20 protein-coding genes are annotated in these 23,090 nt (G+C 72.2%); 15 read left to right on the forward strand and 5 right to left on the reverse strand.

The window, feature by feature from the left end; all coding sequences use genetic code 11:
* Positions 1 to 128 precede the first annotated feature (128 nt).
* Complete coding sequence (locus P1Y20_RS10070) at positions 129 to 440, forward strand: thioredoxin family protein (protein WP_379737808.1); 312 nt, start codon at positions 129 to 131, stop codon at positions 438 to 440.
* A gap of 209 nt (positions 441 to 649) precedes the next feature.
* Here P1Y20_RS10070 and P1Y20_RS10075 read toward each other — a convergent pair whose 3' ends face one another.
* Entirely contained in the window at positions 650 to 1,285 is a 636-nt protein-coding gene (locus P1Y20_RS10075; RefSeq protein WP_304448533.1) for a DsbA family oxidoreductase, read from the reverse strand.
* Between the two features lie 125 nt (positions 1,286 to 1,410).
* Here P1Y20_RS10075 and pyk point away from each other — a divergent pair, with 125 nt between their 5' ends.
* The 5 genes from pyk to P1Y20_RS10100 all read left to right on the forward strand — a co-directional run bounded on the left by pyk (position 1,411) and on the right by P1Y20_RS10100 (position 8,395).
* A complete protein-coding gene (pyk, locus tag P1Y20_RS10080; protein ID WP_304448534.1) occupies positions 1,411 to 3,192 on the forward strand; it encodes a pyruvate kinase in 1,782 nt (593 codons plus the stop codon).
* A 162-nt stretch (positions 3,193 to 3,354) separates the two neighbouring features.
* Positions 3,355 to 4,431 (forward strand): non-hydrolyzing UDP-N-acetylglucosamine 2-epimerase, encoded by a 1,077-nt coding sequence (gene wecB, locus P1Y20_RS10085; RefSeq protein WP_304448535.1) that lies wholly within the window; start codon positions 3,355 to 3,357, stop codon positions 4,429 to 4,431.
* Position 4,432: 1 nt separating this feature from the next.
* Positions 4,433 to 5,443, forward strand: a complete 1,011-nt coding sequence (locus P1Y20_RS10090; RefSeq protein ID WP_304448536.1) for a glycosyltransferase — start codon at positions 4,433 to 4,435, stop codon at positions 5,441 to 5,443.
* 10 nt (positions 5,444 to 5,453) lie between these two features.
* The gene (locus tag P1Y20_RS10095; RefSeq protein WP_304448537.1) at positions 5,454 to 6,818 is read left to right on the forward strand and encodes a sulfatase family protein; all 1,365 of its coding nucleotides are present in this window, start codon (positions 5,454 to 5,456) and stop codon (positions 6,816 to 6,818) included.
* A 158-nt stretch (positions 6,819 to 6,976) separates the two neighbouring features.
* On the forward strand, positions 6,977 to 8,395 hold the full coding sequence (locus P1Y20_RS10100) for an oligosaccharide flippase family protein (RefSeq protein ID WP_304448538.1): 1,419 nt from the start codon (positions 6,977 to 6,979) through the stop codon (positions 8,393 to 8,395).
* On the opposite strand, the gene P1Y20_RS10105 is transcribed toward P1Y20_RS10100, so the two are convergent.
* A complete protein-coding gene (locus P1Y20_RS10105) occupies positions 8,392 to 9,333 on the reverse strand; it encodes a glycosyltransferase family 2 protein (protein WP_304448539.1) in 942 nt (313 codons plus the stop codon). The two genes, P1Y20_RS10100 and P1Y20_RS10105, sit on opposite strands and share 4 nt — an antisense overlap.
* 59 nt (positions 9,334 to 9,392) lie before the next feature.
* Here P1Y20_RS10105 and P1Y20_RS10110 point away from each other — a divergent pair, with 59 nt between their 5' ends.
* From P1Y20_RS10110 to P1Y20_RS10140, 7 genes are all read left to right on the forward strand, one after another.
* Positions 9,393 to 10,349: an alkaline phosphatase family protein gene (locus P1Y20_RS10110; RefSeq protein WP_304448540.1), complete on the forward strand. Its 957-nt coding sequence runs from the start codon at positions 9,393 to 9,395 to the stop codon at positions 10,347 to 10,349.
* 49 nt (positions 10,350 to 10,398) lie between these two features.
* Complete coding sequence (locus tag P1Y20_RS10115; protein WP_304448541.1) at positions 10,399 to 11,421, forward strand: AIR synthase family protein; 1,023 nt, start codon at positions 10,399 to 10,401, stop codon at positions 11,419 to 11,421.
* Between the two features lies 1 nt (position 11,422).
* A complete protein-coding gene (gene thiD / locus P1Y20_RS10120) occupies positions 11,423 to 12,751 on the forward strand; it encodes a bifunctional hydroxymethylpyrimidine kinase/phosphomethylpyrimidine kinase (protein ID WP_304448542.1) in 1,329 nt (442 codons plus the stop codon).
* Between the two features lie 79 nt (positions 12,752 to 12,830).
* Positions 12,831 to 15,509, forward strand: coding sequence for a DNA mismatch repair protein MutS (mutS, locus tag P1Y20_RS10125; RefSeq protein WP_304448543.1), 2,679 nt, complete (start codon positions 12,831 to 12,833; stop codon positions 15,507 to 15,509).
* Positions 15,502 to 15,900: an NUDIX domain-containing protein gene (locus P1Y20_RS10130; RefSeq protein WP_304448544.1), complete on the forward strand. Its 399-nt coding sequence runs from the start codon at positions 15,502 to 15,504 to the stop codon at positions 15,898 to 15,900. The genes mutS and P1Y20_RS10130 overlap by 8 nt, the downstream gene beginning before the upstream one ends.
* Positions 15,897 to 17,987: a DNA mismatch repair endonuclease MutL gene (gene mutL / locus P1Y20_RS10135; protein ID WP_304448545.1), complete on the forward strand. Its 2,091-nt coding sequence runs from the start codon at positions 15,897 to 15,899 to the stop codon at positions 17,985 to 17,987. The genes P1Y20_RS10130 and mutL overlap by 4 nt, the downstream gene beginning before the upstream one ends.
* A gap of 90 nt (positions 17,988 to 18,077) precedes the next feature.
* Positions 18,078 to 19,352, forward strand: a complete 1,275-nt coding sequence (locus P1Y20_RS10140) for an MFS transporter (protein WP_304448546.1) — start codon at positions 18,078 to 18,080, stop codon at positions 19,350 to 19,352.
* Between the two features lie 6 nt (positions 19,353 to 19,358).
* On the opposite strand, the gene P1Y20_RS10145 is transcribed toward P1Y20_RS10140, so the two are convergent.
* Complete coding sequence (locus P1Y20_RS10145) at positions 19,359 to 20,120, reverse strand: SDR family NAD(P)-dependent oxidoreductase (RefSeq protein ID WP_304448547.1); 762 nt, start codon at positions 20,118 to 20,120, stop codon at positions 19,359 to 19,361.
* An 81-nt stretch (positions 20,121 to 20,201) separates the two neighbouring features.
* Here P1Y20_RS10145 and bcp point away from each other — a divergent pair, with 81 nt between their 5' ends.
* On the forward strand, positions 20,202 to 20,672 hold the full coding sequence (gene bcp / locus P1Y20_RS10150) for a thioredoxin-dependent thiol peroxidase (RefSeq protein WP_304448548.1): 471 nt from the start codon (positions 20,202 to 20,204) through the stop codon (positions 20,670 to 20,672).
* A gap of 39 nt (positions 20,673 to 20,711) precedes the next feature.
* A complete protein-coding gene (locus tag P1Y20_RS10155) occupies positions 20,712 to 21,464 on the forward strand; it encodes an SDR family oxidoreductase (protein ID WP_304448549.1) in 753 nt (250 codons plus the stop codon).
* Here the strand turns inward: P1Y20_RS10155 and P1Y20_RS10160 are convergent.
* Both P1Y20_RS10160 and P1Y20_RS10165 read right to left on the reverse strand, forming a co-directional pair.
* Entirely contained in the window at positions 21,461 to 21,877 is a 417-nt protein-coding gene (locus tag P1Y20_RS10160) for a DUF7988 family protein (RefSeq protein ID WP_304448550.1), read from the reverse strand. The genes P1Y20_RS10155 and P1Y20_RS10160 overlap by 4 nt on opposite strands.
* Position 21,878: 1 nt before the next feature.
* Positions 21,879 to 23,036 (reverse strand): MBL fold metallo-hydrolase, encoded by a 1,158-nt coding sequence (locus P1Y20_RS10165; RefSeq protein WP_304448551.1) that lies wholly within the window; start codon positions 23,034 to 23,036, stop codon positions 21,879 to 21,881.
* Between the last annotated feature and the right edge of the window lie 54 nt (positions 23,037 to 23,090).

Raw genomic sequence — 23,090 nt, forward strand, 5'->3', positions numbered from 1 at the left:
GGGCGACCGGGCCACACGAGCGTGAGGGGTGTAAGTGCGCGGGGCACCTTCTCCGACTCGTGACCGACACGACCGCCGAGACCGACCCGCTCGTCGCCGCGCGCGAGACCCCCGACCGACCGGTTCACCTGCGCGACGGCGAGGAGCTGGCGGCGCTCGTCGCCGCCCACGACCTCGTCCTCGTCGACTTCTACACGAAGGGGTGCACGCTCTGTCAGAGCATCGAACCCGTCCTGGGGAACGTCGCGCGCGCCACGGACGCGGTCGTCGCGCTGGTCAACCCCCGCGAGGACCTCCCGCTGATAGAGGAGTACGCGATACGGAGCGTCCCGACGCTCGTCCTGTTCGAGGACGGCGAGGCCGTCGCCCGGCTGGCCGAGGGATTCCAGGGGACCGAGTCCGTCGTGGACTTCGTCGAACGACGCGGTATCGAAGAGTAGAGAACGCCCGCCCGGACGCCCCGAGCAGGAGCGAGGGACGTCGCGGCGGGCGGCCGGGTACGACCGACACCCCGGCTGGGGGGGGATAGCGGGGTGTCGGTGAGGGGTGTCGGCGACCGATATTCCTGTCCGCCGACGAGCGGTGCTCGGGAGGGGTGCGTAATGGGCTTTCTGTTGGCGGCACGTGCCGCCCGCACCTCGGACGCGACTCAGACGCCCTCGACGAGACGCTCCAGCTGTTCGGGGGGGACCGCACCGCGGGCGGCGTAGCCGTCGTAGGCGAACGTCGGCACGCCCGTCACGCCCTGACGCTGGGCCTCGGCGAACCGCTCGTCGACCTCGGCGCGGAGGGCGTCGTCGTCGAGTGCCGACCGGACCTCCTCGCCGTCGACGCCCGCCTCCTCGGCGAGGTCGACGAGGACGGCCTCGTCGCCGATGTCCCGGCCCTCGGTCCAGAGCGCCTCGAACACCGCCTCGTCGAACGCCAGCCACGTCTCGTAGGGGTGGTGTTCCGACAGGTAGTACGAGACGACCTGCGCGGGGAGCGAGTCGACCTCCGTCGCTATCTCCTGGGCCATCTCCACATCGTACTCCTCGCTGAGTCGGCGGACGTTTTCCCGGGCCTGCGCGTAGTAGTCGTCGTCCTTGCCGTCGTCGGCGTCGTGGTCGATGGTGCCGTCCGGCTTCCGCTTCCCGCTCCGGAGGTCGAAGGGGTGCCAGTCGACCTCGAGGGGGTCCTCGCGGGACGCCTGGTAGCGCCGGAGCGAGGCGCGACCGAGGTAGCAGAACGGGCAGACGTAGTCGGAGTAGACGGTCAGTCGCTCCGTGGAGTGGGCGTCACTCATGTGGAGGGACTCCGGGCAGCGGACGGAAGAGCGCGGGTCGGCTGTGAGGCGGGCGCGCACGACCGCTGGAAGGCGATTCTTCGGGGGGAACGAACCTTTTTCCCGGATGACGGGCGAGAGACCCCATGAGTAACGCGAAGATCGTCTGTACGCTCGGGCCGGCGTCCGCCTCGCACGAGCGGATTCGGGCGCTCGCCGACGCGGGGATGACCGTGGCGCGGGTGAACTCGAGTCACGGGACGCGCGAGGAGCGCCGCGACCTCCTCGAACGCATCCGGGAGGTCGACCGCGAGTCGGCGGCCCCGCTGGCGTCGATGGTGGACCTGCAGGGGCCCGAGATTCGGACCGCACCCGTAGAGGAACCGGTCGACCTGGTCGAGGGGAGCGAGGTGCGGTTCGTCGAGGGCGACGACGCCAGCGCGAGCGAGGTCGGCCTCTCCATCTCCATCGCGGGGGCCTCGCCCGGCGACCGGGTCCTCGTCGACGACGGGCGCATCGAGGCGACCGTCGAGCGCGTCGACGGCGATGCGGTCGTCGCGCGCGTCGAGAGCGGCGGCGAACTGGGCGCGCGAAAGGGGGTGAACGTCCCCGGCCTCGCCCTCGACCTCGACGTCGTCACGGAGGACGACCGTGAGGACCTCGAACTCGCCGTCGAGCAGGAGGCCGACTTCGTCGCGGCGAGTTTCGTCCGCACCGCTGAGGACGTGCTCGCGGTCGCGGGGGTCATCGAGGACCTCGGCGGCGACGTGCCCGTCGTCGCCAAACTGGAGCGAAGCGGCGCCATCGACCACCTGGAGGACATCGTCGAGGCGGCCTACGGCGTGATGGTCGCGCGTGGGGACCTCGGCGTCGAGTACCCCCTCCAGGAGGTCCCGCTCATCCAGAAGCGCGTGGTACGGCGCTGCCGGGAGACGGGCACGCCGGTCATCATCGCGACGGAGATGCTCGACTCGATGGTCCACGCGCGCCGGCCCACGCGCGCCGAGGCCTCCGACGTGGCGAACGCCGTCCTCGACGGCACGGACGCGGTGATGCTCTCGGCGGAGACGGCCATCGGCGACGACCCCGTCCGGGTCGTCGAGACGATGGACACCATCGTCTCGGAGGTGGAGGCGAGCGAGGAGTACGCCGACCTGCGCGAACAGCGCGTCCCGGGGCCGGGGACGGCGAGCGCCGACTCGCTGGCCCGGGCGGCGCGCTACCTCTCGCGCGACGTGGGCGCGAGTGCCGTCGTCGCGGCCAGCGAGTCCGGCTACACCGCACTCAAGACCGCGAAGTACCGTCCGGAGGCGCCCATCGTCGCCGCGACGCCCGACGAGGGCGTGCGCCGGCGTCTCGCGCTCTCGTGGGGCATCCGTCCGGTCCACGTCGACTACGTCGCCGACGCGGAGGACGTCATCAGGGGGGCGGTCGACGCCGTCCTCGACGTGGGGGCCGCCGAGAGCGGCGACACCGTCGTCGTCCTCTCGGGGATGATGACGGGCGTCGAGGGGACGGACACGACGAACATGCTCAAGGTCCACGTCGCCGCCGAGACGCTGGCGACGGGCCAGGGGACCGTCCCCGGCCGGGTCGTCGGCCCCCTCGCGTACGCCGGCGACGGCCTCGAGAACGCACCGGAGGGGGCGATACTCGCCGTCCCCGGGTCGTTCGAGGGACCGTTCGACGGCGACCTCTCGCGCATCGGCGGCATCGTCGCCGCCCGCCGCGGGATGACCGGCTACGCGGCCATCGTCGCCCGCGAACTCGGCGTCCCGATGGTCTCGGGTGCCTCGCTCGCCCCCGCCGACGTCGCGCCCGGAACGACCGTCACCGTCGACGCCGAACGCGGTATCGTCTACGAGGGCGACGTGCTGGCGCGCGAGCGGGCGGCGGGGGCGGAGATAACGGCCGACCGGCGACCGTAGCGCCGACGCCGGCGCGCGACGACCCGCGGGGCGACCGGGAGGCGACGGCCCGTGAGGCGACCGGGCGCGGCGGGTCGTCACCGCGGGCGAGGTGCGCGAGGCGGCCCCACGGGACACGGAAGGGCAGAAAGACGCAAGGGGCTCGCCGCAGGCGTATCGAGTATGCGAGAACTCGTGGTCGTCGTCGGCACCCGACCCGAAATCATCAAGATGGCCCCGGTGATTCGCGCCGCCGAGGGGACGTTCGAGCGCTATCTGGTCCACACGGGCCAGCACTACGACGCGGAGATGAGCGGGGCGTTCTTCGAGGCGCTCGACCTCCCGGCGCCGGACGAGAACCTCGAAATCGGCAGCGGGACACAGGGCGAGCAGACCTCCCAGGCGCTCGTCGGCGTCGAGCGCCTGCTGCTCGAGCGCGAACCCGCGGCGGCGGTGGCGCTCGGCGACACGAACGCCGTCCTCTCGACGGCGCTCGCGGCGTCGAAGCTCTCGACCACGTTCGGCCACGTCGAGGCCGGTCTCCGGAGCTTCGACCGGACGATGCCCGAGGAGGTCAACCGCGTCGTCGCCGACCACGTCGCCGACCTCTCGTTCGCTCCGACCGAACAGGCCGTCTCACACCTCAGAGACGAGGGCGTCACGGAGGGGGTCCACGAGACGGGCAACACCGTCGTCGACGCCTGCCACGAACACGCCCCCCTCGCCGCCGAACGCTCGGACGTCCTCGAACGCTTCGGCCTCGACGGCGACTACGTCGCCGCCACCATCCACCGCCCGCACAACACCGACGACGCGGAGCGCCTGCGCGCCGTCGTCGACGCCCTCGATGGCGCGAGCGTGCCGGTCGTCTTCCCCGCCCACCCCCGCACGCAGCGCGTCCTCGCGGACCTCGACTACGAGCCGTCGGGGTCCCTTCGGCTGGTCGACCCGCTCGACTACCTCGACTTCCTGAAACTGATGGACCACGCCCGCGTCGTCGTCACCGACTCCGGCGGCATCCAGGAGGAGGCGTCGGTGCTGGAGGTGCCCTGTCTGACGGTGCGCCCGAACACCGAGCGCCCGGAGACGGTCGAGGCCGGCGTGAACGAACTCGTCGAACCCGCAGAGCTGAGCGCGCGCCTCGAGACCCTGCTGACCGACGCCGACGCCCGCGACGCGATGACCGGCCACCCGGACCTCTACGGCGACGGCGACGCCGGCGAACGCATCGTCGCGGCGCTCGACGCCGCCCTCGACTGAGATGGGCGGGCACGTGCTGTGGCTGACGCCGGACAAGCCGGCGAACATCAGCGTCGGTCGCCGACGTATCGCCGAGTGCCTCGAAGCCCGCGGCTTCGACGTGACCCTGCGCGGGACGACGCCCCGGACGCTCCTCGCGTCGGTGCGCGAGCGCGACCGGTACGACGTCGTCGTCGGGACGACGCGGTCGGGGGCGCTCGCGGGGGCACTCCTTCGCCTGCTCGGCCGGCCCCTCGTGGTCGACCACGTCGACCCCATCCGGCAGTTCGAGGCGACCCACCCCCGGTGGCTGTCGCTCCCCGTACGCGTGCTCGAAGCGTGTGCGTTCCGGCTCTCGACGCACACGCTGTACGTCTACGAGGAGGAGGAACACCGGGCGCGCCGGCACGCCCCCGCGGCGACGAAGGCCGACCTCGGCGTCTCCTACGAGCGGTTCGCGGACCCGGACCCGGCGGCCGTCGAGCGCGCCCGCGAGCGCCTCGCCGACGCCGGCGTCGCACCCGACGACCGGGTGGCCGTCTACGTCGGGGGGCTCGAACCGCTCTACCGCATCGAGGAACTGCTCGCGGCGGCGCGCTACCTCGACGGCTGGACGCTCCTCGTCCTCGGCGCGGGGAGCCTCGAACCGGCCGTCGCGCGCGCCGCCCGCGAGCGCGAGAACGTCGTCTTCCTCGGCACCGTCCCCCACGAGGACGTCCCGGGCTACCTGCACCGCGCGGAGGTGGGGGTCTGCCTCGTCGACGACCCGCACACGCTGAAGGTGCTGGAGTACGGCGCGGCGGGGCTGTCGGTCGTCCAGGCGCGCGGCCGGGCGGAGGCGCGCTTCGGTGAGCACGTCACGTTCTGCGACCCGACGCCGACGGGTGTCGCGGGCGGCATCCGCGAGGCGGGCGCCCGACGGCGCGACGCCGACCACGGCCCCGAGGCGTTCCGCGAGTACGTCGCAGGCTTCGATTACGACCGCGTCGCGGGCCGATACACCGAAGTGTTACGAACGGTTCTGGGCGAATAACTCAACGAACATGACCGACATCCTCCTCCTCACGGTGGACTCGCTGCGCGCCGACCACGTCGGCTGTTACGGCTACGACCGGGAGACGACGCCGACCATCGACGCCCTGGCCGACGAGGGGTGTCGCTTCGAGAACGCCTTCGCGCACGCCTGCTCGACCCGGCCGTCGTTCCCCTCCATCCTCGCCTCCTCGTACGCGCTCATGTACGGCGGCTACGAGCGCATCTCCGACGAGCAGACGCTCGTCTCGGAGGCGCTCTCGGACGCCGGCTACCGGACGGCCGGCCTCCACTCGAACCTCTATCTCTCCGCCGACTTCGGCTACGGGAGCGGCTTCGACCACTTCTTCGACTCGAAGACCGACCCCGGCCCGGTCGCCCGCATCAAGCAGATAGCGAAAGACCGCCTCGACAACGACGGCCTGCTCTTCCAGGCGCTCTCGACCGGCGTCAACACCGCCGAGCGACAGGCCGGCCTCAACGTCGGGTCGGCGTACGTCACCGCCGACGACCTGACCGACATGGCCGTCGACTGGGTCGACGAGCAGGCGACCGCGAGCGACCCGCGCTTCCTCTGGGCGCACTACATGGACGTCCACCACCCCTACGTCCCGCCCGAGCGCCACCAGCGCGCGCTCACCGGCGAGTACATCGACGAGCGCCAGGCGGTCAAACTCCGCCGGAAGATGCTCGAGGAACCGGAGGCGCTGAGCGAACACGAGCGCCAGCAGCTCCTCGACCTCTACGACGCCGAGATTCGCTTCTGCGACGCCGAAATCGGCCGCCTCCTCCAGCACGTCCGCGAGACGTGGGGCGAGGACACCGTCGTGCTGTTCACGGCCGACCACGGCGAGGAGTTCGGCGAGCACGGCCAGTACAGCCACCACGCGACGTTCTTCGACGAGGTGACGCACGTCCCGTTCGTGCTGTCGGACGGCGAGGCCTCGGGGGAGTTCGAGGACCTCGTCGGCCTCCTCGACGTGACGCCGACGCTCGTCGACTACGCCGGCGGCGAACAGGCGGACGCGTTCTGGGGACACAGCCTCCGCTCGCTCGTCGGAGCGGGCGAGTGGCCCCGCGACTCCGTCATCGGCGACTGGGCGCCGGACGGCCCCGACAGCGAGCGCCGCTACGCCTACCGCGACCACGACTGGAAGTACATCCGTCGGGGGCAGGACGAGGAACTGTACGACCTGCGGGCCGACCCCGGCGAGACGGAGGACGTCGCCGGCGAGGAGCGGAGCGCCCTCGAAAGGTGTCGGGCGGCCGTCGACGACCACGAGCGCGACGTGGACGCGACGACGGTCGACCTCGGCGACGTCGAGATGGAAGACCACGTCAAGCAACGGCTGCGCGACCTCGGCTACCAGGAGTGACGCCTCCCTCGGCGGCGTCGACCTCGCCGCACGAGTCGGCGGACCGCACGTCGCCGCGCCGGGTCGCGACTGCGCCGCGTCGACACGGCGCGCGGAGCGCGCACAACACAACGCTGAAACGGCGGCCCGCCGTCGTCTCGGGAACTCACTGACCCCTCATGCGCATCGGACAGACGTCGCTGGTGTACTTCGGCTCGCAGTTCCTCACGTCGATTCTCGGGTTCGCCGTCACGCTCGTCCTGGCGCGCGAACTGGGCGCGAGCGTCCTGGGGCAGTACTACTTCGTCGTCAGCATCGTCATCTGGATGAAGATTCTCTCCGGACAGGGTATCCAGACGGCGGCCATCAAGCGCATCAGCGAGGGGGGAGACCGGTCGGGTTACTTCGGGGCGGTCGTCCTCCTGCAGGGGGCGGCGTTCGCCGTCGTCTCCCTCGTGTTCCTCGCGGGCGCGAAGGTTGCCCGGACGTACTTCGACGTCGGCCTCGGCGTGAGCCCGGGCGTCGTCCTCGGCCTGCTCGCGGCGAGCCTGTTCATCTGGACGGCGACGAGCGCGCTCAACGGGATGGACCTCGTCCACCTCGGCGCGCTCCTCTCGCCTATCGACCGTCTCTTCCGGAGCATCGCGCAGGTCGGCGTGGCGCTCGCGGGCCTGGGCACCGTCCAGTTGCTCCTCGCTGGCTACGCCGTCGCCGAGGTACTCGCCGGCGTCGTCGGCATCGCGATGTTCACCGTCCGGCCGACGCTCCCCTCGCGCGAGCAGGTGGTGAGCGTCGTCGACTACGCGAAGTTCTCCTGGTTCAACGGCATCGAGTCGCGGGCGTTCGCCTCGATGGACACCATCGTCCTCGGTATCTTCGTCGCCAGCGACCTCCTCGGCATCTACGAGATCGCCTGGAACCTCGCGTCCATCCTGGCGATGTTCAGCGTCGCCATCAGCCGGTCGCTGTTCCCCCAGATAAGCCGCCTGAGCGAGGCGGAGGGGACGCGCGCCGTCGAGGGGTTCGTCGACGACGCGCTCGCGTACTCCGGGCTGTTCGTCATCCCCGGCCTCGTGGGGAGCCTCGTCCTCGGCGAGTCGCTGATGCGCATCTACGGCGCCGAGTTCGCCCAGGGCGGCCTCATCCTCGTGGTCCTCGTGTTCGCGCGGCTGGTGTACGTCTACGAGTCGCAGTTCACCAACACGCTCGGGGCCGTCGACCGCCCGGACCTCGCCTTCCGGGTGAACGTCGTCTTCATCGGCCTCAACCTCGTCCTGAACGTCGTGCTCGTCTATCGCTTCGGCTGGTACGGCGCGGCCGTCGCGACCACCCTCTCGGCGGTCGCCGGCCTGGTCCTCGGCTACGTCTACCTCTCGCGGCTCATCGAGGTCCCCCTCCCGACGCGGGAGGTGAGCACCCAGGTCGGTGCGGCGCTCGTGATGGGCGTCGTCGTGTTCGCCGGGAGCGAGACGATGCCGGGCGGGATTCCGGCGACCCTCACCCTCGTGAGCGTCGGCGCGGGGGTGTACTTCCTCGCGCTCGCGGCGCTCTCGCGGCGCTTCCGCGCGACGGTGCGCCGGAACCTCCCCATCCCCTAGCGCCGGCACTCCTCTAACCGTTCGAGTTCCCAGAGCAGCCGCTCGTGCCCGCGGGGGAGCAGCGAGAGCGCGAGCAGGGCGGCGCCGCGGTAGCCCCCGGCCCCGCCGCGCAGGGCGTCGAACAGCGGGCGGCGGGCGGCGCGCGCGTCGCCCGTCCGGAGGAGTCGTTTGCCGTAGCTGTAGGCGGCGCGGGCCTCGAGGTGCGAGCGGTGGGCGTCGAGGTCGGGGTAGCGCGCGACGAGGTCCGCGAGCGAGTCGCGCTCGCTGCGGTACATCAACTCGGCGTCGGAGCTCATCGAGTCGGCGCGTTCGGCGTACTCGGCGAGCGGTTCGGCGACGCGCCCGGGGCGGAACTCCGCGAACAGTCGCGCGAGCAGGTGGCGGTCCTCGACGGCCCCGAGCGACTCGTCGAAGCGGTGGCGTTCGAGACACGCCCGGCGCACGAGGACGGTGAGGATGGGGACGCCCCCCGAGTAGAGGAAGTCGACGTGGTGGGCGGCCGGGCGCTCGACGGGGAGCGAGGAGAGACGGCGGCGGCCGGACTCGCCGACGACGGTGACGTCGGAGTAGACCACGTCCGCGCCGTCGCGCATGACCGCGAGCTGTTTCTCCAGTTTGTCCTCGCGCCAGCGGTCGTCGGCGTCGAGGAAGGCGACGTACTCGCCGCGCGCGACGTCGATACCGCGGTTGCGCGCCGCCGAGAGGCCGGAGGGTTCCTGGTAGACGTACTCGACGCCCTCGACGCGGGCGGCGAGGTCGCGGAGCCACCCGACGCCGGAGCTGTCGACGACGACTAGCTCGACGTCCGCGTGCTGGGCGGCGATGCTCTCCAGGGCACCGGGGAGGAACTCGTCGTCCTCGTAGGTGGGGACGACGACGGACACGAGCGGGCCGCGACCCGACCGCAGGGAGTCGGGCAGGGAGACGTCGGGCGTCACTGGTCGAGAACGCTCGGCCGGCGGAGTTATTAACGTTTCCAGCGCGAGTTGACGTGAGAATGGCGCTGAAGGAGTCGATACGCTACGCCCTCTCCGAGGTCGGCGCACACTACGACGACAGGCGGTGGTGGAAGGGCCGACTCACCCAGCGGGTGGTCGTCCCGGTACACGAGCGCTACCCCGGCGACGGGGCCGCGACGCACGTGATGGACGAGGACTGGGACACGCTCGTCGTCCTCGACGGCTGCCGGGCCGACCTGTTCGAGGCGGTGGCCGACCTCCGCGAGTTCGACGACTACCGCCGGGTGGAGAGCCTCGGGAGCATGACCGCCGAGTGGACGGAGAAGAACTTCGCGGACGGGGCGTTCGGCGACACGGTCTACGTCTCCGCGAACCCGTTCGTCTCGAAACTGGCGGGCGACGCCTTCCACGACGTGGTGGAGGTGTGGGCCGACGCCTTCGACGAGGAGGCGGGGACCGTCCCCGCCGACGCCGTCGCCGACGCCGCCCGTGAGGCCCACGAGACGTATCCCGACAAGCGCCTCGTCGTCCACTTCATGCAGCCGCACTACCCGTTCGTCGGCTACCCGGAGATGCGCTACCGGAGCTGGTCGCCCGACCGGATGCTCAACGGCGCGGAGCGAGAGGAGGGCCCCCACGACGTCTGGGAGGCGCTCGAAGACGGCGAGCTCCCCACGGAACGCGTCTGGGCGGCGTACGCCGACAACCTGCGCTACGTCCTCGCGGCGGCCCGCGCGCTGACCGACGACCTGGACGGCCGAGCGGTGCTGACGAGCGACCACGGCAACCTGCTCGGCGAGCGGGTCTGGCCCCTCGGGGTGCGCGTCTACGGCCACCCGCGCGGGGTGCGCCACCCGGACCTCGTGCGCGTGCCATGGGCGGTCCTCGACGGCGAGCGTCGGCGGACGAGGGACGACGGCGTCCGGTCGCGCTCGCGCGAGGCCGACGACGAGGACGTCAACGAACGCCTCCGCGCGCTCGGCTACCGGGAGTAGCACGAGCGCGACCACCACCGCTAAGCATCACCTCGTAGTACCACCCGGTATGACCGACCTCGGCAAAGTCGACCGGGAGTTCTTCGACGAGTACATCTACCCGTACCTGGGTGCGGAGCGCGACGACGTGACGCTCGCCCCCCAGCACGGCGTCGACTTCGGCGCCATCGAGGTGGGGGGCAAGGCCGTCGCGCTGGCGACCGACCCGGTGTTCGTCATGCCGTCGCTCGGGTTCGAGCGCGCCGCGTGGTTCGCGTTCCACATCCTGCTGAGCGACGTGGCGGTGTCGGGTATCGCCCCGACGCACCTGAGCATCGACTTCAACCTCCCGCCGGACATCACCGACGAGGAGTTCGCCACCGTCTGGGAGACGATGGACGCCGAGGCGCGCGACCTCGGCGTGAGCATCGTCACGGGGCACACCGCGCGCTACGCCGGCTGTAACTACCCGATGGTCGGGGGCGCGACGAGCATCGCCGTGGGCGACCCCGAGGACCTCGTCAGGCCCGACGGCGCGCGCGTGGGCGACCGCCTCGTCGTCACGAAGGGACCGGCGGTGGAGGCGACGGGCCTGCTCGCCGTCCAGTTCGAGGAGCTCCTCCGCGGGGAGGTCCCCAACGACGACATCGAGACGGCACAGGAGCGTTTCTACGACATGTCGCCGGTTCGCGACGCGCTCGTGGCGAGTGCCGCCGCGCCCGTCAGCGCGATGCACGACGCCACCGAGTGCGGGGTCTACGGGGGATGCTACGAACTCGGCCGCGCGGCGGGCGTCGGCATCGAACTCGAACGCGACCCCATCCCGGTCCTGCCGGGCGTCGAGACGACCTGCGAGTTCTTCGACATCGACCCGTGGGCGTCCATCAGCGAGGGGACGCTCCTGCTCACCGTCGCGCCCGAACACGTCGAGAGCGTGCTCTCGGCACTGGAGGAGGAGGGCATCCCCGCCGCCGACGCCGGCAGGGTGGTCGAGGGGTCGGGGCTGGTCGTCGACGGCGAACCGACCGACCACCCCGGTGCCGACCCGTACTGGGCGGCCGTCGAGGAGAACCTGCCGAAACTGGAGGAGTGAGATGCGGGCGGCGGCACCCGTCACCCTCCCGGTGGCGCTCACCATCGCGGGGAGCGACTCGGGCGGCGGTGCGGGCATCCAGGCGGACCTGAAGACGATGGAGGCGCTCGGGACGTTCGGGACGAGCGTCGTCACGGCGACGACGGCGCAGAACACGCGGGGCGTGACGGGGTCGCACGTCGTGCCCACGGAGCACGTCGAGGCGCAACTGGACGCCGTCCTCGACGACTTCGACGTCGGGGCGGCGAAGACGGGGATGCTCGCCACGAGCGAGGTGGTCGAGGCGGTGGCCGCGCGCGCGGCCGACTTCGACTGCCCGCTCGTGGTCGACCCGGTGATGGTCGCCACCTCCGGCGACCGCCTGCTGGCCGAGGCGGCCGAGGAGGCCTACGAGGCGCTCGTCGCCGAGGCGACGGTGGTGACGCCGAACGCAGACGAGGTGGAAGTGCTCGTCGGCGAGCGCCCCGAGAGCGAGGCCGACGCGCGCGCGGCGGGCGAGGCGCTGCTCGACTTCGGCGCGCGCGCGGCGCTCGTGAAGGGCGGCCACATCGGGTCCGGCGACGAGGTGGTCGACACCCTCGTCACGGGCGAGGGAGTCGAGACCTTCCGCCACCGGCGGGTGGACACCGACGCGACCCACGGCTCGGGGTGTACGCTGGCGAGCGCCGTCGCGGCCCGTCTCGCGCGCGGCGACGACGTCGAGCGTGCGGTCGAGCGCGCGACGGGGTTCGTGGCGCGCGCCGTCCGGTACCACCACGCCGTCGGGGAGGGGCCGGGCGCCGTCCACCACCTCGCGGCGCTGCGCGAGCGGGCCGACCGGCAGCCGACCGCGGAGGCCGTCGAGGGCCTGCTCGCGACGCTCCGGGAGCACGGCGACGCGGTGCGCGCGCTCGTCCCGGAGGTGGGGATGAACGTCGTCGGCGCGTCGCGCTACGCCGAGTCGCGCGCCGAGGCGGCCGCCGTCGAGGGGCGTCTCACGAAGACGCTGGCGGGGGTCGCGGCGCCGCGTGGGGTACGCTTCGGCGCCTCGAACAACGTGGCGCGCGTGTTGCTCGCGGCGCGCGAACAGGACCCGTCGCTTCGCTTCGCCGCGGTCTGTCGGAACGACGAGGCGGTGCGAGACGCGCTCGCGGACGCGGGCCTGGAGGTGGCGGTCGTCGACGGCGAGACGGCCTACGAGGAGGGTATCGCGGCGGCGTTCGACGGGGGGGTCCCGGACGTCGTCGCCTTCGACGCCGGCGTCGGCCGGGAGGCGACGGCCCTCCTCCTTTCGGGCGAGGCGGCGACGCTCGAAGACCGGTTGCTCGCGCTGGCCGACGCGCTCCGATAGGAAGACCCCCACGGGAGGCGGACACACCCGTCCCCGGGAACCCACAGGGTTTTCCTCCGTCACCCACCACTCACGTCTCATGACTGCGGAGGGAATCGTCGGGCAGTACCTCGCACTGAAGCGCGAGTCCGAGGCCGACCTGCTGGCGATGCAGATGGGCGATTTCTACGAGTTCTTCCACGAGGACGCGAGGACCGTGGGGCGGGAACTCGACCTGAAAGTCTCAGAGCGGTCGAGCGGCGGGTCGTCGTACGAGATGGCCGGCATCCCCCTCTCGGAACTGACGCCGTACCTGCGCGCGCTGGTCGAGCGGGGGTATCGCGTCGCCGTCGCCGAGCAGTTCGAGCGCGGGGACGGCGACATCAGCCGGGAGATAGTGCGCGTGGCGACGCCGGGTACCCTGCTGGAGACGACGAGCCAGGAGGCACGCTACCTGGCGAGCGTCGTCGAGGGCGAGGGCGAGTACGGCCTCGCGTTCGTCGACGTCACCACCGGGCGCTTCCACGTCACGAGCGTCGCGGACGCTGGCGCCGTCTGTACGGAGCTGTACCGCTTCGCGCCGACCGAGGTGCTCCCCGGTCCCGACGTCCGGGGCGACGACGACCTGCTCGCGCGGGTGGGAGAGCGCGTCGAGACGACGTTCACGCTCCACGCGACGGAGGCGTTCGCGCCGGGGCGGGCGCGCCACGCCGTCCGCGAGCAGTTCGGGGGCGCGCCCGAGTCGCTGGCGGGCGACCTCGACGGCGCGGCGTTGCGGGCGGCGGGGGCGGCGCTCTCGTACGTCGAGGAGACGGGCGTCGGCGCGCTGGCGTCGGTGACACGCCTCCAGCCGTACGCCGCGGACGACCGGGTCGACCTCGACGCGACGACCCAGCGCAACCTCGAACTCACCGAGACGATGACGGGCGCGGGGCGCTCGCTGTTCGAGACGGTCGACCACACCGCCACGAGCGCGGGGCGACGCCTGCTGAAGGAGTGGCTCGGCCGACCCCTGCGCGAGCGCGGCGAACTGACCCGGCGCCAGTCGGCGGTGGCGGCGCTCGCGGCCGCCGCGCTCGAACGCGAGGAGCTCCGTGAGCGACTCGGCGAGGCGTACGACCTCGAACGCCTCGCCAGCCGGAGCGTCTCGGGAAGCGCCGACGCGGGCGACCTGCTCCGGGTGCGCGAGACGCTCGCGCTCCTGCCGCGACTGGTGGACGCGGTGTCGGACGCGGAGCGCCTCGCCGACTCGCCGGTCGCGGCGCTCCTCGACGGCCCGGACCGCGAGGCGGCCGTCTCACTCGCCGGGGCGCTCGACGAGGCGCTGGTCGACGACCCGCCGACGACGGTCACGCAGGGCGGCCTCCTGCGCCGGGGGTTCGACGACGACCTCGACGCGCTCGTCGAGCGCTACGAGGCGAACCTGGAGTGGTTCGAGACGCTCGCCGAGCGCGAGCGCGAGCGGACCGGTATCTCGCGGCTCTCGGTCGACCGCAACAAGACCGACGGCTACTACGTGCAGGTGCCGAAGTCGGCGGCCGACGCCGTCCCCGAGGAGTACGAGGGCATCAAGACGCTGAAGAACGCCCAGCGCTACGTCACCGACGAACTGAACGAGCGCGAGCGAGAGCTGTTGCGCCTCGAAGAGCGCCGGGGCGACCTGGAGTACGACCTGTTCTGCGACCTCCGCGAGTCGGTCGCCGAGCGCGCCGAACTCCTGCAGGACGTGGGGCGGGCGCTCGCGGAACTCGACACCCTCGCGAGCCTCGCGGTCCACGCCGTCAAGCACGACTGGACGCGCCCGGACCTCGCCGAACCGGGGGTCCTCGACGTGGAGGCGGGCCGACACCCCGTGGTCGAGACGGACACGGAGTTCGTCCCCAACGACCTCTCGCTCTCCGACGACCGACGCTTCCTCATCGTCACCGGCCCGAACATGAGCGGGAAGTCGACGTACATGCGCCAGGCGGCGCTCATCACCCTGCTCGCGCAGGTGGGGAGTTTCGTCCCGGCCCGGCGAGCGCGCGTGGGCGTCGTCGACGGCATCTACACGCGCGTCGGCGCGCTCGACGAACTCGCGCAGGGGCGCTCGACGTTCATGGTGGAGATGGCCGAACTGTCGAACATCCTCCACTCCGCGACCGAGGAGTCGCTCGTCATCCTCGACGAGGTGGGGCGCGGGACGGCCACCTACGACGGCATCAGCATCGCGTGGGCGGCCACCGAGTACCTCCACAACGTCGTCGGCGCGCGGACGCTCTTCGCCACCCACTACCACGAACTGACGACGCTCGCCGACCACCTGCCGCGCGTGGCGAACGTCCACGTCGCGGTCGACGAGCGGGGGACCACCGAGGGGGAGACGAACCGACGCGAGGGCGACGTCACGTTCCTCCGGACGGTCGAGGAGGGGGCGACCGACCGCTCCTACGGCGTCTACGTCGCCGACCTCGCGGGCGTGCCCGGGCCGGTCGTCGAGCGCGCCGACGAGGTGCTGGCCGCGCTCCGCGAGGAGCGGGCCATCGAGGCGAAGGGGAGCGAGCGCGAGGGGGAGACCGTACAGGCCGTCTTCGACCTCGGGTCGGGGTCGTTCAGGGACGGCGCGGAGGCCGACGGCGGGACGGCGGGTATCGACCCCGACGACACCGCGCCGGCCGCGCTCGACCCGGCGACCGAGGAGGTGGTGTCGAGACTCCGGGACGTCGACACGAGCGGGATGACGCCGCTCGAAGCGCTCCAGTTCGTGGAGGACCTCCGGGGGCGGTTGGCCGATGACTGAGCGACCGCTGCGGGCGACGGTCCACCAGAAGGCGGCGCTGTTCGGCCCCGGGCGCGACGTGTTGCTCCTGCGCGACCCGGACGACGGCTGGGAGTTCCCGGGCGGGCGCCTCGGCGTCGGGGAACGCCCGCTCGACGGCCTCCGGCGCGAGGTGCGCGAGGAGACGGGCCTCGCGGTCGAGGTGGACCGACCGGTCCACACCGCCGCCTGGCGGAGTTCGGGGACGAACCGCTTCGTCGTCGTCTACCGCTGTACGACGGACGGAGCGCGCGTCGAGCTGAGCGAGGAGCACGTCGAGCACCGGTGGGCGACCCCGGCGGAGGCGTCGGCAGTGCTGAGCGAGCGGCTGGCGACCGGGCTCGAGTACGCGCTGGACGGGGGCGAGTCGTGAGCCGCGAGATACGCCGGCTCGACCCGAAGACGGTCGAGCGCATCGCCGCCGGCGAGGTGGTCGAGCGCCCCGCGAGCGCGGTGAAGGAACTCGTCGAGAACAGCGTCGACGCCGACGCCTCGCGCGTCGCCGTGAGCGTCGAGAACGGCGGCATCGACGGCATCCGCGTCCGCGACGACGGCGTCGGGATGGACGAGGCGGCGGTCCGCCGGGCCGTCGAGGAGCACACGACGAGCAAGATAGCGGACGTCGAGGACCTCGAAGCGGGCGTTCGGACGCTCGGCTTCCGCGGGGAGGCGCTCCACGCCATCGGCGCCGTCTCGCGGCTGACGGTGACGACGAAACCCCGCGGGGGCGACCGGGGAACGGAACTCGTCGTCGAGGGCGGCGAGGTCGAGTCGGTCGGCCCCGCCGGCTGTCCCGAGGGAACCACCGTCGAGGTCGAGGAGCTGTTCTACAACGTCCCCGCCCGCCGGAAGTACCTCAAGCGCCCCTCGACGGAGGCCGACCACGTCCAGCGCGTCGTCACGGGCTACGCGCTCGCCGACCCGGACGTCGCCGTGACGTTCGAGGCCGACGGCCGCGAGCGCTTCTCGACGGCCGGCCGGGGCGACCTCCGGAGCGCGGTGATGGCCGTCTACGGCCGCGAGGTGGCGAGCGCGATGGTCGAGGTGGACGGCGCGGACCTGGACCTCCCCGACGGCCCCCTCGACGGCGTCTCGGGACTGGTGAGCCACCCCGAGACGACGCGCGCGAGCCGGTCGTACTGCTCGACGTTCGTCAACGGGCGGTACGTCGCCGCGAGCGCGGTCCGGGAGGCGGTCGTCGACGCCTACGGGACGCAGCTCGCGCCCGACCGCTACCCCTTCGCCGTCGTCTTCCTCGACGTCGACCCCGCCACGGTCGACGTCAACGTGCATCCGCGCAAACAGGAGGTCAGGTTCGTCGACGAGGAGGGCGTCCGCGAGCAGGTCGGCCACGCCGTCGAGCGCGCGCTGCTCGATAAGGGGCTGATTCGCTCGGGCGCGCCCCGCGGTCGGTCGGCGCCCGAGCAGACCGAGATCAGTCCGGAGCGAGCCGAGGACGGTTCGGACGGCGAGGGGGCGACCGGGGGCGACGCCGGTTCGGGTTCGAGTCGAACCGGAGGAGGGGCACGCGCGAGTCGGACGGACGACGCGAGCGACGGCGCGCGCCGCCGGGACGGCGAGCGCACCGGCGAGGAGGGCGGTGCGCCCTCGTCCGCCTCCACCGCTCCCTCCGCGGCGTCGACTCCGTCGACCGACGTCGCGGACGCGCCCGCGTCGGACCCGATGTACGGCGGGGAGAGTCGGTCGAGAGGTGAACGCGAGCGCGACGAGGAAGAGGGTGAGCGCGACGAGTCCGACGACCACACTCACATCCGAGACCCCCACGACCGGCGTCGGTTCCGCCCCGGCACCGAACAGAGCCGCCTGAGCGACGACGCGCCGGACCCCGAGTACGAACGCCTGCCGTCGCTCACCGTCCTCGGGCAGTACGACGACACGTACCTCGTCTGCGAGGCCGAGGACGGCCTGCTGCTGGTCGACCAGCACGCGGCCGACGAGCGGGTGAACTACGAGCGCCTGCGCGAGGCGTTCGCCGACGACGTGACGACGCAGGCGCTCGCCGAGCCAGTCCGCCTCGAACTCACCGCGCGGGAGGCGGCGCTGTTCGACGAGTTCGAGGACGCCCTCGCCTCGCTCGGCTTCCACGCCGGCCTCGTCGAGGAACGCGTCGCGGCGGTGCGGACGGTGCCCGCGCTCCTCACCGGGCGCGAGGACCTCGTGCGCGACCTCCTGACGGCGTTCGTCGCGGGCGACGGCGCGACGACGGTCGAGGCGGCGGCCGACGCCCTGCTCGCGGACCTCGCCTGCTACCCCTCCATCACCGGCAACACGTCGCTGACGGAGGGGTCGGTCGTCGACCTCCTGACCGCCCTCGACGACTGCGAGAACCCCTACGCCTGCCCCCACGGGCGGCCCACGGTCGTCGCGTTCGGCCGCGAGGAGATCGCCGAGCGCTTCGAGCGCGACTACCCCGGCCACGCGGGGCGTAGACGGGAGTAGGCCGAGCGTTCGGACACCCGGTGCACTGCTCGGGAGCGCTCGGGAGGACTCATAGTGAGATTGATGTGAGCCACGTTCGAAGGCGAGCGCGTGTCGACGGACAGCACGAGCGTGAGAGGAATCGTCCGCCAACTGTTCTCCTTCGAGCGGGACGTCCTCGTGCTGTCGCTGTCGATGTTCGCCTTCAGCCTCGGCTTCCAGATGACCGGCCGGTACATGGGACGGTACCTCGACCTGCTGGGCGCGAGCGCGTTCGTCATCGGTCTCTACGGGACGGTGGGGAACGTCATCGGCTTCGCGTACCCCTACCCCGGCGGCGCCGTCTCCGACCGCATCGGCTCGCGGACGGCGCTGACGCTGTTCGGCCTGCTGTCGACGCTCGGGTTCGTCGTCTGGTTCGCGGCGGGGTCGCTCGGGTTCGGCGTGGGGGCGGTGTTCCTCGGCCTCCTGCTCGTCCAGTGCTGGCAGTCGTTCGGCCTCGGCGCGACGTTCGCCATCGTCAAACAGAGCGTCGCCGACGAGCGGCTGGCGACGGGGTTCGCGAGCACGGAGACGGTCCGTCGGACGGCGTTCCTCGTCGGCCCGCTGCTCGCCTCGGCGCTCATCGCCACCTACGGCTTCGGCCTCGGCTTCCGCTACGTCGTCGGCGTGGCGGCCGTCGTCGCGCTCGTGGGAACGGTCGCCCAGCACCGCCTCTACGACCCCTCGGGCGACGCGCTGGGGAAGTCCTTCGAGGGGATAGGTCAACTCGTCGACGACCTCCGGGGGCTCCCGCCGGAACTGCCGCCGCTGTTGCTCGGTGACACGCTCGTGCGCTTCGCCAACGGGATGGTCTACACCTTCTTCGTCATCGTCGTCACGCAGTTCCTCGAGGTGGACGTGACGCTCCCGGTGGTGGGCTACCTGAGCCCGGACGCGCTGTTCGGCGTCCTGCTGGCCGTCGAGATGGCCGTCGCGCTCCTGACGATGGTCCCCGTCGCCGCGCTCACGCGACGCGTGGGGCTGAAACCCGTCGTCGCCCTCGGGTTCGCCGTCTACGCCGTCTTCCCCGTCCTGCTCATCTCCGCGCCCGCCGACCCGCTGGTCGTGACGCTCCTGTTCGCCGTCTCGGGGCTGCGCTTCGCCGGCCTGCCGGCCCACAAGGCGCTCATCGTCGGCCCCGCCGAGCGCAACGAGGGCGGACGTGTCACCGGCGCGTACTACCTCGTTCGCAACTTCGTCGTCATCCCGAGTTCCGCGCTCGGCGGCCTCATCTACGGGTTCTCGCCGCGGCTCGCGTTCGGCGCCGCCTCGGCGGTCGGGCTGCTCGGCGTCGTCCTCTTCCTCGCCTTCGGGAAGGACTTCGACGCGGCCGTAGCGGCCTGACCGCCCTCAGGAGACGGAGTAGCCGCCGTCGACGACGAGGCCGTGGCCCGTCACGTAGGAGGACTCCTCGCTCAGCAGGAACAGGGCGACGTCGGCTATCTCGTCGGCCTCGCCGAGGCGCTTCAGCGGGTACTGCGCCTCCATGCGCGCGCGGGCCGTCTCGGGGTCGTCGCGGGACTCGAAGTACTGCCGGCCGAGGTCGGTGTCGATGAACCCCGGACAGACCGCGTTCGCGCGGACGCCCGTCGGCCCCGCCTCGGCGGCGACGGCGCGCGTGAAGTTGAGGACGGCCCCCTTCGTCAGCGAGTAGACGGCCTGCCTGGGGAGGCCGAGGATGGCCGCCAGCGAGGCGACGTTCACGATGGCGCCGTGACCCTGCTCCTTCATCACGGGGAGGGCGGCGCGACAGCCGTGCCAGACGCCACGGACGTTCACGTCGAGGACGAACTCGAGGACGCCCGCGTCGAGGTCCTCGGTGTAGGCGGGCGGGTGACCGGTCCCCGCGTTGTTGACGATGCCGTCGAGGCCGTACTCCTCGGCGGTCGCCGTCACGAGGTCGTGGAAGCGCTCGCCGTCGGTCACGTCGAGGGTGTGCGAGACCGCCCGCCCACCCGCGTCCTCGATGGCGTCGGCGGTCTCGCTCGCCGTCTCCTCGTTCACGTCGGTGACGATGACGGTGGCCCCCTCCTCGGCGCAGCGTCGCGCGGTCGCCTCGCCGATACCGGCGCCGGCGCCCGTCACGAACACGGTCGCGTCTTCGAGTCGCATAGGGTCGAATCGTCACGTGGGATGATAACTCCCGGGGCGAGACCGCAACCCGTTTGCTCGCGCCCGTCTAGCCCTCGGTCGATGCTCACGGTAGGCGACGACGCCCCCGACTTCGAACTGCTCGACCAGGACGGCCGACCGACCCGGCTGACGGACTTCGCCGGCCCCGTCGTCGTCTACTTCTACCCACGGGCCGACACCCCGGGCTGTACGAGTGAGGCCTGCGGCTTCCGCGACGCGTGGGAGGAGTACGAGGACCGCGACATCACCGTCCTCGGTATCAGCGACGACTCGCCGGCCGACCTCCGGGCGTTCGCGGAGAAGTACGACCTCCCGTTCACGCTCCTGTCGGACCCCGACGGCGAGGTGGCCGCTCGCTACGACTCCTACGGCGAGAAGCACATGTTCGGCAAGCGCTTCGACGGCACCTTCCGGAACACGTACCTCGTCGACGACGGCGAGGTAACGGGCGTCTACGAGGACGTCACGCCCGAAGGCCACGCCGAGGAACTGCTCGACGACCTCGACGCGCGCGGCGAGTCGACGGCGTAACCCGAAAGAGCGAGGAGGATGGCCGCGGTAACCCGTGGCATGACACGACCGCTCGACGGGCAGACGGCCATCGTGACGGGTGCGAGTTCGGGTATCGGCGCGGCGTCGGCGCGGGCGCTCGCCCGCGACGGCGCGGACGTGGTGCTCGCCGCCCGCCGCGAGGAACGCCTGGAGGAACTCGCCGACGCCATCGGCGGGGAGTACGACTGCGAGACGGCGACGGTCCCGACGGACGTCCGCGACGAGGAGGCGGTCGACGCGCTCGTCGAGGCCACCGTCGAACGCTTCGATGGACTGGATATCCTGCTCAACAACGCCGGCCTCGCGCGCGGGGCGGGCGTCGCCGACCTCTCGACGGAAGACTACCGGACGATGATGGACACGAACGTCGACGGGATGTTCTTCGCCACGCGGGCGGCGCTCCCGCACCTCCGCGAGTCGGCGGGGACGCTCGTGTTCGTCGGGAGTTTCGCCGGGCAGTACCCCCGGCCGTTCAACCCGGTCTACGCCGCGAGCAAGTGGTGGACGCGCGGGTTCGCGCTGAGCGTCGCCGCCCGCGTCGGCGACGACGGCGTCGGGGTGACCGTCGTCAACCCGGCAGCCGTCCGGACGGAGTTCTCCGTCGCCGGCTTCGAGGGCGACGAACCGACCGCGTTCGAGGACCGCTACGACCACGGCGAGGCCGTCGAGGCGGAGGAAGTCGCCGAAGCCGTCGCGTTCGCCGCCCGGCAGGACCCCTCCTACGTGAGCGAACTCGACCTCTACAACCGCGACAAGCTAGGGCTGTTCTAGCGCGAGCGGACCTCCACCGTGAGCGCCGCCTCGGGCGTCCGCGCGGCCCGGACGTACCGTCGTGGACGATGTTCGAGACGGAACGCCTCGACCGTCACCACGACGCGCACCCCGTCGAGCGTCGCGCGCAGGACGGGGCCGACGCTCGTGACGACCACGTACGGCGGGGCGGCGACCGGCGGCGCGCGCAGTTCCCCGCCCGCCGCCTCGGCGCACCCCGCGACGACGGCGGGAAACCGCTGGGTGACGCCGGCGCGGGCGAGGGCGGCCGAGAGCGGGCCATCGAGGGCGTCCACCGCGTCGAGGTCGACGCCCGCCGCGACGGCGTCCGCGCAGTCGAGCACCCGCTGGAGGAGGTCGCGGTGCTCGGCGAGCAGGTACGACCGCACCCGCTCCTCGGTCGTGGCCGTCATCTCACCCGGCGGCGCAGTTGTTCGGCCCGAGTTCGAGTTCGAACGCCTCCTCGTCGTCGACCGAGTCGCGCCCGAGGTTGACCGCGATGACGCGTTCGTGGTTCGCCGGACGCGGCCCCATCCGGTCGAGGACGTACGCGACGAACGCCTCGCGGTCGCGGTCGAACGCGGGGAGACGCTCGCGCAGGTCGCCGAGGCGGGCGACGAACGGCCCCCGGACGGTGGCGTCCGGTTCGACGTGTCCCGGGGCGACGACCAGGTCGTCCGAGAGGGACGCGAACCGGTCGGTGAGCGTCGCGTACAGCTCCCCGGCCATCGCCTCGGCGCCCTCGGCACCGGCTTCGAGGTCCGGCCGCGGAACGCGCTCGGTGAACAGGCCGTCGCCCGTGAGGAGGACGTCCCCCACCCGGTAGGCGGTCGTCTCGGTGGTGTGGCCGGGGGCGGCGACGGTATCGACCGGGACGCCGCCGACGTCGAACGCCTCGCCCGGGTCGAGCAGCGTGAACCGCTCGGGGTCGGCGAGACCGCGGTCGGTCTCGCCCGCGGGGAGGACGGGTTCGACACCCCGGTCGGCCAGGTCGCGGACGCCGCTGACGTGGTCGGCGTGGACGTGCGTGTCGAGCGCGTAGACGAGGTCGGCGCCGTGGTCGGCGGCGTCCGCGACGTACCGGTCGGCGAACGCGCGCAGCGGGTCGACGACGGCCGCCTCGCCGTCGTCGACGACGAGATAGGCGACGCAACCGCTGGAGGGCCGGAGGTACTGGACGACGGTCGGGTCCTCCGAGACGACCGTGGACTCGTAGAGGCGCGCCCAGCCCTCCATCCCGCCGTCGAGGTTGACGCTATCGACGCCGACCTCGCGGAGGAGGGCCGCGACTTCGGCGCTGGCCTCGCCGCGCGGGCAGACCGCGACGACCGTCTCGTCGTCGGGTAACGCCGCGGCGAGGTCGGCGACGCCGTCGGTCGCCTGCGCCGCGACGAAGCGCATGTACGGAATCGCCGTGCTGGCGGGTGCGTCGATGCGCCACTCCTCTCTCTCGTCGCGGTTGCGTACGTCGAGGAGGTGGACCGACTCGCCGTCCACGAGGCGCTCGCGGAGCGTCGCGGCGTCGATACCGTCGCCCGCCTCGGTCGACGCGCTCGATGGGTCGCGGGCCATACCCGCAGGTGGCGACCCGGACCGATAAGCGCCGCGAGAGCTGTCGGTCCGTCT

The sequence above is a fragment of the Halomarina ordinaria genome, from assembly GCF_030553305.1.
GTDB classification, from domain to species: Archaea; Halobacteriota; Halobacteria; order Halobacteriales; family Haloarculaceae; genus Halomarina; species Halomarina ordinaria.